Here is a 13,267-nt window from a genome sequence, read left to right as displayed (position 1 = left end):
CACGGAGGAGCGGACGATGAGCGACGTCAAGGACCTGGTGGAACGCTACCTGGCCGCCTGGAACGAGCGGGACGCCGGCGCCCGGCGCGCGGCCGTCGACGGCCTCTGCGCCGAGGACGCCACCTACACCGACCCGCTGGTGGACGTGGCGGGCCGGGACGCGATCGACGCCGTGATCGGCGCCGTCCAGCAGCGGTTCCCCGACTTCGTCTTCCGGTTGGCCGGAGACGTGGACGCGCACCACGACCTGGCCCGCTTCACCTGGGAACTCGGCCCGGAGGGCGGGGAGGCCGTGGTGGTCGGGTTCGACGTGGCGGTTCTGACCGGTGACGGCCGGATCGGCAAAGTGCACGGCTTCCTCGACAAGGTCCCCGCCGCCTGACCCGGCCCAACCCGTCCCAGCCCCGCTCACCCGGAACCGCGCCGCAGACTCCGGGGACGGGCTCGGCGCAGGGTCTGGCGCGGATTCCAGGGCGGGGCGGGCTCCGGCGAGGACGGGTCCGGCGCGGGCGGGGCGGAGACGCCCCGGGCGGGTTGAGGCCGGGCGGGGCGGAGGCGCCCCGGTGGGGGCCTTGAGGCCGGACGGGGGGGGCGTGGTTGCGGGCCGGTGAGGTGGGGTTGCGCTCCTACGGTTCCCCCAGCGCAACCCCGGGCTCTCCCCGGGCGCCGTGACGCGGGATAGGGCTGGATAGGGCTGGATAGGGCGCCGATACGATCGAGTGAACGGCGTGGCCCACGGGGATGGCGGACTCATGAACGGTCGGCGTGGAAGGCGGGCGGCGCGTTCTCTGGTCGAAGGCGAGGCCGAGACCCTCACCTGGGCGGATGAGCGGGACGGCGACGGGAGCGGGGCGCGGCATTCGGCGCGGTGGCGTTCGGAGAGCGGTGCGCCCCCGCCCGGACGCGTGGTGGTCGCGGACGACCGCGTGAAGGCCGACGACGCGTACCGGCTGGCCTGCGAGGGCACCGCGCTGCTCTGGCAGGGCGATTTCCAGAACGCGCGGCAGTTGCTCCAAGCGATGATGCGGCGCGTGGACCGTCCGCCCAAGCGCGCGCAGCGAAAGCGGCAGCAGGCCGCGGAGCCGTCCCTGACTCAGGCGTTCCACATGCACCGCCAGGCGCAGGCACAGCGCGCCCGCACGTTGGGCATGGTGCTGATCCCGGTGGAGGCGGGCCATGTCGTTCCACTGCGACGCGCTCCCGATGTAAGGCAGGCGTGCTTCGAGGCGTACGGGCCGGGCGACGAGCCTTACGTGGTGTCGTTGCGCGAACTGCTGGGCGTCATCGGCGCGCACGAGTGGCGCGAGAAGGGCGTCTCCATCCCGGCGCTGGGCGGAGACCGCATCCATCCGCATTACGGGGTCTTCTCCCCGGTGCGGGGCGAGTACGTCTCCCTGGTCGCGGAGGCTCCTCTTCCGGTGTCCAGGTCCTTGGCGTACGACATCGGCACTGGGACGGGGGTGCTCGCAGCCGTCCTGGCACGCCGTGGCCTGGAACGCGTCGTGGCCACCGACCAGGACCCGCGCGCGCTTGCCTGCGCCCACGAGAACATCACGCGCCTGGGTCTGACGGACCGGGTGGAGGTCGTGGAGGCCGACCTGTGGCCGCCGTCCCCGTCAGGCGGCGCATCGCTGGTGGTGTGCAATCCGCCGTGGGTGCCCGCACGCCCAAGCTCCCCTTTGGAGCACGCGGTCTACGACCCTGAGAGCCGTATGCTCCGCGCCTACCTCGGCGGACTCGCCCAGCACCTCGCGCCCGGCGGCGAGGGCTGGCTGATCCTCTCCGACCTGGCCGAGCATCTGGGCCTGCGGACGCGCGCAGAACTCCTGGCGGCGTTCGACGCCGGCGGCCTGAAGGTGGCGGGACGCCTGGACGCCAAGCCCGTCCATCCGCGCGCCGCCGATGCCGACGACCAGCTCCACGAGGCGCGCGCGGCCGAAGTCACCTCCCTCTGGCGCCTCGTCCCCGCCTGACCGCCTGACCCGACTTCGAACGCCGTTCCCTCCCCTCTGCTGTGCCCTATAGTAAACGAACAGACATTTATTAACTCTGGAGAGGGACGACGATCATGGGGCAGCTCACCGACACCGTCGCGCTCGTCGCCGGCGCCACGCGCGGGGCCGGCCGGGGGATCGCCACCGAGCTGGGCGCGGCCGGGGCGACGGTGTACGTCACCGGCCGCACGTCCCGGGACACCGGCCGCTCCGACCTCGACCGTCCGGAGACGATCGAGGAGACCGCCGAACAGGTCACCGGACGCGGCGGCACCGGCATCCCGGTCCGCTGCGACCACTCCGACCCCGACCAGGTGCGCGCCCTCACCGAGCGGATCGCCCAGGACCACGGACGCCTCGACCTGCTCGTCAACGACATCTGGGGCGGAGACGCCCTCACCCAGTGGGACAAGCGGCTGTGGGAGCACGACCTCGGCAACGGCCTCACGCTGCTGCACCGCGCCGTCGACACCCACATCATCACCAGCCACCACGCGCTGCCGCTCCTGATCGGCACGGGCCGCGGCCTGGTCATCGAGATCACCGACGGCACCGAGCAGTGGGTCGAGGAGATGCTCGACGGCTACCGCGGCACGTTCTTCTACGACCTGGCCAAGCACGCGGTGATCAGGATGGCCCGCAACCAAGCCGCCGAGCTCAAACCGCACGGCGTCGCGGCGCTCTCGCTCACACCCGGCTTCCTGCGCTCGGAGGCCATGCTCGACCACTTCGGCGTCACCGAGGCCACCTGGCGGGACGGCGCCGCCAAGGACCCGCACTTCGCCCAGTCCGAGACGCCCGCCTACATCGGGAGAGCCGTCGTCGCGCTCGCCGCCGACCCGGAGATCATGTCCAAGACGGGCGGCTCGTACGACACCGGGGGCCTGTCCGCGGAGTACGGGTTCACCGACGTGGACGGCACCCGTCCCGACTTCGCCGCCTACTACCGCGACTTCCTGGCCACCTCGAAGACCACCCCCACCCCCTGACCGCCGAACGTCCCTCGGCCGGCGCCCTCAATTGGAGGCTTCTCGGCGGGCGACCTCGTCCAGAGGTTCGGCGGCGCCCGCCTCGAAGTCGTTCTCGTAGGCGGCGTCGCCCAAGGCGAGGCGGAGGCCGGCGGCGATGCGGTCGACATCGCCCCGCTCCGCCGATGGCAGCGGAAGGCCGACCGACGCCCTGGCCGCATGCGCCGCGCCCAGCAGCCGGGCCGCGCGGCCGTGCTCGTCCACCAGTACCCACGCCCCCGCCAGGCCCTCGAACGCCAACGCCAGCGCGCGCCGGTCCTCTGTGGAACGAGCGGCGGCCAAGCCCTCCCGGTGCAGCGCGAGTGCCTCCCCGGCGTCGCCACGCAGTTCCGCCACGAACCCCAGCTCGGCGAGGGTGAAGGCCACCCCGGCCTCGCCCTCCCAGCGGCGGCACCACTCCAGCCAGGCCCGCAGGTGCCGCTCCGCCTCGTCCAGGCGTCCCCGCCTTCGGGCCAGCATGCCCAGGCCCACCTCGGCGAACTCCTGGCCGCGCAGGTACGAGCGTGCCGCGGCCAGGTCCCACGCACGCCGGTGCAGTTCCTCAGCCTGGTCGAGGTCACCCTTGAGGAGGGCGACCCGTCCCAGCCTGGCGAGCATGCCGGACGCCTCGTTCCACAGCCCCAGGTCCTCGGCCACGCGCAGGCCGTCCCGGCGCAGCCGCTCGGCGCGCTCGTAATCGCCGGTGATCTCGGCCAGCTCGCCCAGGACATGGACGATCTTCAGCTCCCCCCAGCGGTCGCCGAGCTCCCGGAACAGCGCCATGGCTTCCTCGCCGTCGCGCTGTGCCCGGTCCGTCTCGCCGCGGTAGAGGGAGACCTCCGCGCGGACGCTCAGCGCCGCCGCCGTACCCCAGCGGTCACCGAGCATGCGGTGCTCCGCGAGCGCCTCCTCCACCAGCGCGAACCCGGCACCGGCCGCGGAGTCGCCGAAACCGAGCCGGCAGAACCCCACGAACCAGCGCGCCCGCGCCCGTCCCGCCGGGTCGTCGGCCTCGTCGTACAGGCGCAGGACCGATCGGCTGTACCGGATCGGATCCGGCTCGCTGCCGTCCAGGACCAGCAGCGCCATGCCCGCGTCCCAGGCCATCGCCGCCGCCCGCACCGGATCGGCCGAGGGAACCGCCGTGCCCGCCGCCGTCAGGGCCAACTGGAGTGAGCGGCGCGCCTCGGCGTACCGGCCCCGCAGAAACCAGTACCAGGCCAGCGCATTGACCAGCCGCAACGCCGCCTCCGGAGCCCTCGCCCCCGCACCGGACGCGTCCCCAGCGCCCGGCGCCAGCCCCACATCGGACGTGGGAGCCACACCGGCGTCGCACGCAGCGCCCGGCGCCAGCCCCACAGCGGACGCTGGCCCCGGGCCAGGCGTCGGCGCGGCGCCGGTTGATGCGGTGCCTACCGCTGTTTCCAGGGCGGTGCGGAGGTTGGCGGCCTCGGCGTCCAGGTGTTCCAGCCAGCGGCGCTGGTCATGGCCGCGGAGGAAGGGTTCGGCGCGTTCGGCCAGTGCCAGGTGGTGGTCGAGGTGACGGCGCCGCACGCGGTCGAGTTCGCCCGCCTCGTCCAGGCGTTCCCTGGCGTACGCGGCGACCGATTCCAGCAGCCGGTAACGCACCTCCCGCGCCCCGGCCGCATCCGCGGTGGGAGGGTGCACCGGGACGACCAGGGAGCGGTCGATCAGCCGGCCCAGCAGCCCGAGCACCTCGTCCGCCCGGACGCCGTCCCCCGAGCAGACCTCCTCCGCCGACCGCAGCGTGCAGCCGCCCGCGTGCACCGCCAGCCGCCGCAGCACGACCCGTTCGGGCTCGGTCAGCAGCTCCCAGCTCCAGTCGATCATCGCCCGGAGCGTGCGCTGGCGGGCGGGCAGGCCGCGCGGAGCGGCCGTCAGCACCCGGAACCGGTCGTCGAGCCGTTCCGCCAGCTCGTGCACGCCCATGGCCCGTACCCGGGTCGCCGCCAGTTCCAGGGCCAGCGGGATCCCGTCCAGCCGGCGGCAGATCGCGGCGACCGCGGCGGCGTTCGACGCGTCCAGGGCGAAGCCGGGGGCGGCCGCCCGCGCCCGCGCCACGAACAGCCGCACCGCGCTCGACCGCCCTTCCAGCAGGTCGCCGGCATCCTCGGCGGGAGGCAGGTCCAGGGGCTGGACGGTCCACAGGCGTTCCCCGACCACCGCCAAGGGCTCCTGGCTGGTCGCGAGGACGCGCAGGTCCGGTGCCTCGCGGAGCAGCTCGGCGGCCAGTTCGGCGGCGGGGCCCACCACGTGTTCGCAGTTGTCCAGCACGAGCAGCATCCGCTTCATGCGCACGGCCTCGACGAGCCGTTCGAGCAGCGGGCGGGTCCGTTCGTCCGCCGCCGGACGCGAGGCCGGGCCGTCGTCGCGGATGCCGAGCACCGCGGCGACGGCCTCGGCCACCCGCGCGGCACCCTCGCTCCCCGCCTTCGCCGGGGGCTGCGCGGCCAGTTCCACCGCCAGCACGCCGTCGGGGAACGCGTCCTCCGACCGCCGCGCGGCCTCGAACGCCAGCCGGGTCTTGCCGACGCCGCCGGCCCCGGTCAGCGTCACCAGGCGTTCCTCGGACGCGAGCAGCCCGCGCACCTCCCGCACCGCGTCCTCCCGTCCGATCAGCGCGGTCAGCGGATGCGGCAGGTTGCTCACGGGACGAGCCGTCGCGGGAGACCGTGACGGCGGCGTTCGCAGAGCGGGGTCCTGGCGCAGGATGGCCTGGTGTAGAGCGACCAGCTCCGGCCCTGGGTCGATGCCCAGTTCGTCCTGGAGCAGGTGCCGGAAGCCGGTGTAGTCGGCCAGGGCCTCGCTCTGCCGTCCCGACAGGTAGAGGGCCCGGATGTACGCGGCGCGGAGCCGTTCACGCAGAGGATGGACCGAGACGGCATCACCGAGCTCGCTCACCAGGGTCCCGTGCTCCCCCAGCTCCAGCCGCGTCTCCGCCAGGTCCTCGACCGCGACGAGCCGCCGCTCCTCGAGCCGCTGGATCTCCGTCCGCGCGAACTCCTCGTCGGCGAAGTCGGCGAACGCCGGGCCGCGCCACAGGTCCAGGGCCTGCGCCAGCGACCGTGCCCGGGCCCGCGGATCGGCGCCGGCCCGCTCGTCCGCGTCCCGCAGCAGCGCGAGGAAGCGGTCCGCGTCCACCTCCCCCGGAACCGTCCTGATCAGGTAGCCGGGGGAGCGGAAGGCGACCAGTTCGAGGCCGGGACGGCCGGTCGCGCCGGCCAGGACGCGGCGGAGCTGCGACACCTTGGCGCGGAGCGTGGCGGCGGGGCTGCCCGGCGGTTCCGTCCCCCACAGGTCCTCGATCAGCCGGTCGGCCGGCACGGGACGGCCGCGATGGATCAGCAGGACGGCCAGCAGCGCCCTGACCTTGGTCTCCGGTACGCGGACGGCCCTTCCGTCCGCCGCCCAGACTTCCAGCGACCCCAGCACCCCGAAACGCACGCGGCCAGTTAACCCGCACCCCGCCGCGCACCGCACCACAAGCCGACCCGAACCAGACCGCAACGCCCGTCCCGCAGTGTTGAGACCGCCCCGAACCACGACCGACGAGGAAGACGATGACGACCGATACGACGACGAACAGCCCGGTCACCGTGCTCGGGCTCGGCTCCATGGGAAGCGCTCTCGCCGCGGCCCTGCTCAAGGCCGGGCACCCCACCACCGTCTGGAACCGTTCACCCGGGAAGGCCGACGACCTCGTCGCGGCCGGAGCCGTCCGGGCCGCCTCCGTCACCGACGCGATCAAGGCGAGCCCGCTGGTGATCGCCTGCCTGCTCGACTATCCCGTCGTGGAGGAGCTGCTCGCCCCGGCCGCCGACGCCCTCACCGGCCGCGACCTGGTCAACCTCACCAACGGCACGCCCGACCAGGCCCGGGCGCTCGCCGCCCGGCTGGACGCGCGCGGCGCCTGGTACGTCGACGGCGGCATCATGGCGATCCCCCGGCTCATCGGCACGCCCGAGGGGTTCATTCTCTACAGCGGCTCGCGCGAGACGTTCGACCGGGCGCGGCCGGCGCTCGACCGCCTCGGCGGCGCCCACTACCTGGGCGGGGACGCCGGGCTCGCCTCGCTGTACGACCTGGCCCTGCTCAGCGCCATGTACGGGATGGCCTCCGGAGTCCGGCACGCGATCACCATGGTGGGGGAGGAACGGGCCGCCGAGTTCGGCTCGGCGTACCTCGCTCCGTGGCTGCAGGCGATGGCGGCGCCGATCGGGCAGGGCGCGGCGGAGGACGAGGAGGCCTCGCCGCTCGGCATGCAGGCGGTCGGGATGTCCAACATCGTCGAGGCGTCCCGCGGCGAGGGCGTCCCGAACGTGCTCCTCAGCCACCTGCTCATCGCGATGCAGGACATCGTGGACGCCGGTCACGACGACCTCCTCCCGCCCCTGATCGACCAGATCAGGAAAGCGGGCTGACGGCGATCGGCCCCGGGCTCGCCCGGGGCCGACCAGGAGGCGCGCCGCCGGCCGAAAGCGGTCCGGAAGTCCGCCAGAAGTGCTCCCCGGCAGGGTGAAACCACCGAAGACCAAGGAGCCGACATGACGACCACCACCGCCACCCGCGCCCCCGTGACGATCCTCGGGACGGGCCCGATGGGGCAGGCGCTGGCCAGGGCGTTCCTCAAGGCGGGGCACGCCACCACCGTCTGGAACCGCACCGCCGCGAAGACTGAGGCGCTCGTGGCCGAAGGGGCCTCCGCCGCGCCGACCGCCGCCGAGGCCGCGGCCGCGAGCCCCCTGGTGATCGTGTGCGTGCTGGACTACGACGCCGTCCAGACGATCACCGAGTCCGCCGCGTCCGCGCTCAAGGGCCGCACGCTGGTCAGCCTCACCGCCGACTCGCCCGAACGCGCCCGCGCGATGGCCGCGTGGGCGTCCGGGCACGGCATCGACTACCTCGACGGCTCGATCATGACCCCGACCGTGACCATCGGCGGACCGGACGCCGTCCTGCTCTACAGCGGACCAGAGCCGGTCTACCGCGCGCACCGCGACACCCTCGAAGCCCTGGGCGGCACGGGCACCTACCTGGGCGCCGACCCGGGACGGGCCGCGGCCTACGACGTGGCCCTGCTCGGCATCGCCTGGACGTCCGTCAGCGCCATCATCCACGCGTTCGCGCTGGCCAGGGCCGAGAACATCGCCCCGGGCGACCTGGCGCCGTTCGCCCAGGGGATCCTCGGCATGCTGCCCGCGTTCGGCACGGAGATCGTCCGCAACCTGGAGACGGGCGACTTCCGGGACGACGTCTCCAACACCACCTCGATCGCCGCCGGGATGGAACACGTCATCCAGGCGTCCGAGGCACGCGGCATCGACGCGGCGTCCCTGCGCGGTGCCCACGCCGCCGCCCGGCGCGCCATCGACGCGGGCCACGGCAGGGAGAGCATCGCCCGCGTCATCGACTTCCTGACGTTGGACGGAACGGGCCTCAGCGCAGGAGCCGGAAGAACGCCCGGACATCGCCGGTGAGCAGCTCCGGCACCTCCAGCGCCGGAAGATGACCGCCCCGGTCGAACTCCGTCCAGTGGACGACATCGTGGACGCGTTCGGCGAACTGCCTGATCGGCAGCACCAGATCGTGCGGGAACACCGCCACGCCCAGCGGCACCGGGCACGGCAGCGGCCTGCCGCCGCGCTTGCCGCCCGACTCGCGGTGCAGGCGCGAGGACGATCCGCCCGTCCCGTTCAGCCAGTACAGCATCACCGTCGTGAGCAGCCGGTCATCACTGATCTCGCTCGCCGGATCGCTCCACTCCGCGACCTTGTCCGCGATCCACGCGAGCTGCGCCACGGGGGAGTCGGACAGCCCGTACGCGAGGGTCTGGGGTCGCGTGGACTGCATCCGCCAGTACCCGGCCGGCTCCGCCAGATAGTTCCTCATCCGGTCGAGCCGCGCCCGCTCCTCCTCCGTCAGGTCGCCGTCCTCCCCGCCGGACGGCGTCGGCAGGTAGTTGAGGTGGAGTCCGATGACCGACTCCCGCTCCTGAAGGGCCAGTTCGTGGGAGATCGGCCAGCCGAAATCGCCCCCCTGCGCGCCGTACCGCTCGTACCCGAGCCGCCTCATCAGCTCGCCCCACGCGCGGGCGACGCGGGGGACGTCCCAGCCCCGATCCCTGGTCGGCCCCGAGAACCCGAAGCCGGGGATGGACGGGACGACCACGTGGAACGCGTCGGCCGGATCGCCGCCGTGCGCCCGCGGATCGGAGAGCGGCCCGATCATGTCGAGGAAGTCGGCGGACGTGCTGGGCCAGCCGTGGGTCAGGATGAGCGGCAGCGCGTCCGGCTCGGGCGAGCGCACATGGTAGAAGTGCACGTTCGCCCCATCGATCTCCGTCGTGAACTGGGGGAACTCGTTGAGCCTCGCCTCCTGGGCGCGCCAGTCGTACCCGGTGCGCCAGTACTCGGCCAGTTCCCTCGTCCGCGCGAGCGGGATCCCGTGGTCCCAGCCGACGCCCGGCAGTTCGTCCGGCCACCGCGTGCGGGCCAGCCGCCCGGCGAGATCGTCCAGGTCCGCCTGGGGCACCTGCGCACGGAACGCGACGATGTCGGCCATCTCCCACTCCATTCATTGGCATCACCAACATTGGTGTAGCCAACGATAACGTTAATCGTGGGTGTTGCCAACAAGTTGCTAGACTCGCGCGCATGATGAAGGCCGAGGGCCCCCAGCCCGCCCGCCTCAGGCACGCGCCCAGCTGGCTGCTCGGCCAGGCCTCCATGCACAGCCACCGCCTGATCGGCGAACGGTTCGCCGCCGAGGGCGTCCGCGGCTACCACTACCGCCTGCTCGCTGCCCTCGAGGAGTTCGGCCCGTCCAGCCAGGCCGCCCTGGGCCGCAGCACGGGCATCGACCGCAGCGACGTCGTCGCCGCGCTCAACGAGATGGCCGCCAAGCACCTGATCGAACGCTCCCCCGACCCCGACGACCGCCGCCGCAACGTCATCACCCTCACCCAGGTCGGAAGCAGGCACCTCAAGGAGCTGGACGGCGTCGTGACCGAGATCCAGGACACCCTCCTGGCACCCCTCACCCCAGCCGAACGCGCGACCCTGACCGACCTCCTGTCCCGCCTGGTCGACCACCACACCCGCCCCTGAACCGACCCGCAGGCGGCCGCCGCACAGCCGAGATCGGCCCTGGGCGCACATCCACACGGCCGGTCAGAGCCACCCCGGCATCCGGGGATGGGGATGGTTGCGTGGCCAAGGAAGGCCAGGACAGCAGGCGGCAGGGCGACCGCGCCGCCGGCAGCGCGGGCAGCCCCGTGCGCGGCAAGACACAAGCGCCCCAAGTGCAAGGCAGGCCGCCCGAACGGGACGCGCGGCCGCTCGGACACGCCGCTACTGCGCCATGTCCACGAAGCGGCTGTAGTGCCCCTGGAACGCCACGGTCACCGTCGCCGTGGGGCCGTTACGATGCTTGGCCACGATCAGGTCGGCCTCACCCGCCCGTGGCGACTCCTTCTCATACGCGTCCTCACGATGCAGCAGCACGACCATGTCCGCGTCCTGCTCGATGGAGCCCGATTCGCGCAGGTCCGACACCATGGGCTTCTTGTCGGTCCGCTGTTCGGGACCACGGTTGAGCTGAGACAGCGCGATCACGGGCACGCCGAGTTCCTTGGCGAGGAGCTTCAGCGAACGGGAGAACTCCGAGACCTCCACCTGCCGGCTCTCCACCCGTTTGCCGGAGGTCATCAGCTGCAGGTAGTCGATGATGACCAGCCGCAGGTCGTGCTGCTGTTTGAGTCTGCGGCACTTGGCGCGGATCTCCATCATCGACATGTTGGGCGAGTCGTCGATGAACAGCGGGGCCTCGGCGACCTCGCTCATCCTGCGGGCCAGGCGGGTCCAGTCCTCGTCCTGCATGGTGCCGGACCGCATCGCGTGCAGCGCCACCCGGGCCTCCGCCGACAGCAGCCGCATCGTGATCTCGTTGCGCCCCATCTCCAGGCTGAAGAACGCCGAGGTCAGACCGTGCTTGATCGAAGCGGCGCGGGCGAAGTCGAGCGCGAGCGTCGAGTTGTGCGTGGGGATGCAGGAGCGCCCGGCCAGATACATGTGGTCGGCGTTGTCGACCTGGACGCACCGCACCGGCACGCTCTCCACCGGCCGCACATCGACGATGTACCGGACCCGCGCCTTCGGATCCACCCTCTTGCGCTGCCGCTCCAGTTTGCGCGGAAGCCGGAACACCGGCTCCGCCGGAGTGAAATTGATCCGATAGAACGTCGAGGTCTCAGGTGAACGCCCCTTGACCGGCTTGGTGGTCATCGTCGCCCGGTAGCCGAGACTGAGGATCAGCTCGTGCGCCCCCTCGGCCAGCCGCCTGTTCACGAACGCGAGCTGGACCTGACCGATCTCGGAAACGTACCCGTCGGTGTCGAGCATCCCGGCCAGCAGAGCGCGCCGCTGCTCCTCGGACGCCCGCAGATAGCGCGCGGGGATGTGCTTGTTCCGCCAAACCCCCAACTCCTTGAGCTTCGTTACCAGGCGAGGGAGACCGAACCGTCCAGGCGTCTTGTACCGCACGACCGGCTGCCCGGCCGTTTCGATCTGCTCCAGGATCTCCTCGTCGAAGCACGTGATGGCCCCGGCCCAGCTGTCCCCATCACCAAGCCACGCCCCCAGGACATAGGGGTCGACGGGCAACTCGGCGTGCGGCAGCCGGAAGGGCGCGGCCACTTCGACCGCGTGGTTGGGACGGTTGTCACCGCCACAGCGCAGGGTCGCCGCGATCTCCTCCGTCGTCTTGATGGGCCGGTGCTCCGCCGTGATCGCGAAGTTCTTCGGACGGACGGCGCGCTGCAGCAGCCCACGGTAAAGAGTCGCGCACTCATAACGGACCTGTCGCTTTGAGATGCTCGTATCGACCTCGCCGCGGTGGCCCAGTTGCCTGGTGACCGCATGGAGCGCATGGTGGAACTCCGCGCCGACCTCTGCCACCGCCTGGCGATGCGAGATCAGTCTCCTGGGCTGCTCGTTCGCGGCCGCCGTTGCCCACCGAACCCGGTTGATCGCGTCTGCGGACCAGTGGTAGGCAGGCCTGCGCTCATTACGCTGGCGGCGGCTCGCACGGGTCGTCGTCCGCCACTGGTGCTGCGCGTCGGCGACGAGTACCTCGCCGTCGGAGAACTCGACCTCGTAGCAGGGGCGGCCGTACATGACCTCGGTGGCGGCGACGACGCGGGTCGGCTTTCCGTCGGCCCCGATCAGGTAGTCCCCCACCTTGACCTCCCCCATCGTCGTCCAGCCGGTGGGGGTCGCTAGTGGGGTATTTGTCCGGAATGCCTTTCCCATTGCAGGGCGGGCGGCGACCACGATCATCTGGCCGGGGTGGAGGCCGTTGGTGAGGGCGTCGAAATCGGCGAAGCCGGTGGGGACGCCGGTCATCTGGCCGCCGCGGCTGCCGATGGCCTCGATCTCGTCCAGCGCGCCCGGCATGATCTCGCTCAGCGGCACGTAGTCCTCGCCGGTGCGCTTCTCGGCGATGGCGAAGACCTCGGCCTGGGCCCGGTCGAGGACGTCGTCCGCGTCGGCCCCGTCGGCGGCGTATCCCATCTGGACGATCCGCGTCCCGGTCTCGACCAGCTTGCGCAGCACCGCGCGCTCGCGGACGATCTTGGCGTAGTAGCCGGCGTTGGCCGCGGTCGGGACCGAGGAGATCAGGGTGTGCAGGTACGGGGCGCCGCCGATCCGGGCGATCTCGCCGCGCTTGGTCAGCTCCCCGGCGATCGTGACGGCGTCGGCCGGGTCGCCGCGGCCGTACAGGTCGAGGATCGCGTCGAAGATGATCTGGTGGGCGGGCCGGTAGAAGTCGTGGGTGCGCAGGAGCTCGATGACCTCGGCGATGGCGTCCTGGGAGAGCAGCATGCCTCCGATGACGCCCTGCTCTGCGGAGATGTCGTGCGGCGGGGTGCGCTCGAACTCCTGCTCGTGCGGTCCGAGCTCGGTCACGCTCATTCCAGCAGCCCCCCATGGCCTCAGTCGCCGCGGCAGTCCCGTCCGGCTCCTCTAGGTTCCGTTCATCTCATGTGCGTCTGACATTCTCCGAGCCGGACACGCCCGAGGGCAAAGCCGGGTGTGGACGAGCCTGTGGAGGCGTTGTGCAGACACGCGGGGATCGTTGTGCACGACCTGGGGACAACTTTGTGGATAACCGTGGACGGCTTCCACTCCAACCCTCCTGACCTGCGATGACCCCGTCCACCGGCTGTGCGGGAAAGAAAGTCCGAAG

General features: G+C 72.1%; 9 protein-coding genes. 6 read left to right on the top strand and 3 right to left on the bottom strand.

The window, feature by feature from the left end; all coding sequences use genetic code 11:
- Positions 1-16 precede the first annotated feature (16 nt).
- The 3 genes from ACZ466_RS21805 to ACZ466_RS21795 all read left to right on the top strand — a co-directional run bounded on the left by ACZ466_RS21805 (position 17) and on the right by ACZ466_RS21795 (position 2,983).
- Entirely contained in the window at positions 17-382 is a 366-nt protein-coding gene (locus ACZ466_RS21805) for a nuclear transport factor 2 family protein (protein WP_378280621.1), read from the top strand.
- 370 nt (positions 383-752) lie between these two features.
- The gene (locus ACZ466_RS21800) at positions 753-1,973 is read left to right on the top strand and encodes a methyltransferase (protein WP_378280620.1); all 1,221 of its coding nucleotides are present in this window, start codon (positions 753-755) and stop codon (positions 1,971-1,973) included.
- Positions 1,974-2,068: 95 nt separating this feature from the next.
- Positions 2,069-2,983 carry an SDR family oxidoreductase gene (locus ACZ466_RS21795; protein WP_378280619.1) on the top strand — a complete coding sequence of 305 codons (915 nt, stop codon included), beginning with the start codon at positions 2,069-2,071 and terminating at the stop codon, positions 2,981-2,983.
- A gap of 27 nt (positions 2,984-3,010) precedes the next feature.
- On the opposite strand, the gene ACZ466_RS21790 is transcribed toward ACZ466_RS21795, so the two are convergent.
- A complete protein-coding gene (locus ACZ466_RS21790) occupies positions 3,011-6,466 on the bottom strand; it encodes an AfsR/SARP family transcriptional regulator (RefSeq protein WP_378280618.1) in 3,456 nt (1,151 codons plus the stop codon).
- A gap of 116 nt (positions 6,467-6,582) precedes the next feature.
- Here ACZ466_RS21790 and ACZ466_RS21785 point away from each other — a divergent pair, with 116 nt between their 5' ends.
- Entirely contained in the window at positions 6,583-7,443 is an 861-nt protein-coding gene (locus ACZ466_RS21785) for an NAD(P)-dependent oxidoreductase (RefSeq protein ID WP_378280617.1), read from the top strand.
- Positions 7,444-7,566: 123 nt separating this feature from the next.
- A complete protein-coding gene (locus ACZ466_RS21780; RefSeq protein WP_378280616.1) occupies positions 7,567-8,499 on the top strand; it encodes an NAD(P)-dependent oxidoreductase in 933 nt (310 codons plus the stop codon).
- Here ACZ466_RS21780 and ACZ466_RS21775 read toward each other — a convergent pair.
- On the bottom strand, positions 8,459-9,583 hold the full coding sequence (locus tag ACZ466_RS21775) for an epoxide hydrolase family protein (RefSeq protein WP_378280615.1): 1,125 nt from the start codon (positions 9,581-9,583) through the stop codon (positions 8,459-8,461). The two genes, ACZ466_RS21780 and ACZ466_RS21775, sit on opposite strands and share 41 nt — an antisense overlap.
- 92 nt (positions 9,584-9,675) lie before the next feature.
- Between ACZ466_RS21775 and ACZ466_RS21770 the strand changes: the two genes are divergently transcribed.
- On the top strand, positions 9,676-10,128 hold the full coding sequence (locus ACZ466_RS21770; protein ID WP_378280614.1) for a MarR family winged helix-turn-helix transcriptional regulator: 453 nt from the start codon (positions 9,676-9,678) through the stop codon (positions 10,126-10,128).
- A 243-nt stretch (positions 10,129-10,371) separates the two neighbouring features.
- Here ACZ466_RS21770 and dnaB read toward each other — a convergent pair whose 3' ends face one another.
- A complete protein-coding gene (gene dnaB / locus ACZ466_RS21765; RefSeq protein ID WP_378280613.1) occupies positions 10,372-12,993 on the bottom strand; it encodes a replicative DNA helicase in 2,622 nt (873 codons plus the stop codon).
- Between the last annotated feature and the right edge of the window lie 274 nt (positions 12,994-13,267).

The organism is Actinomadura rugatobispora (assembly GCF_055379765.1).
This window is presented reverse-complemented; position numbering and strand designations above follow the sequence as displayed.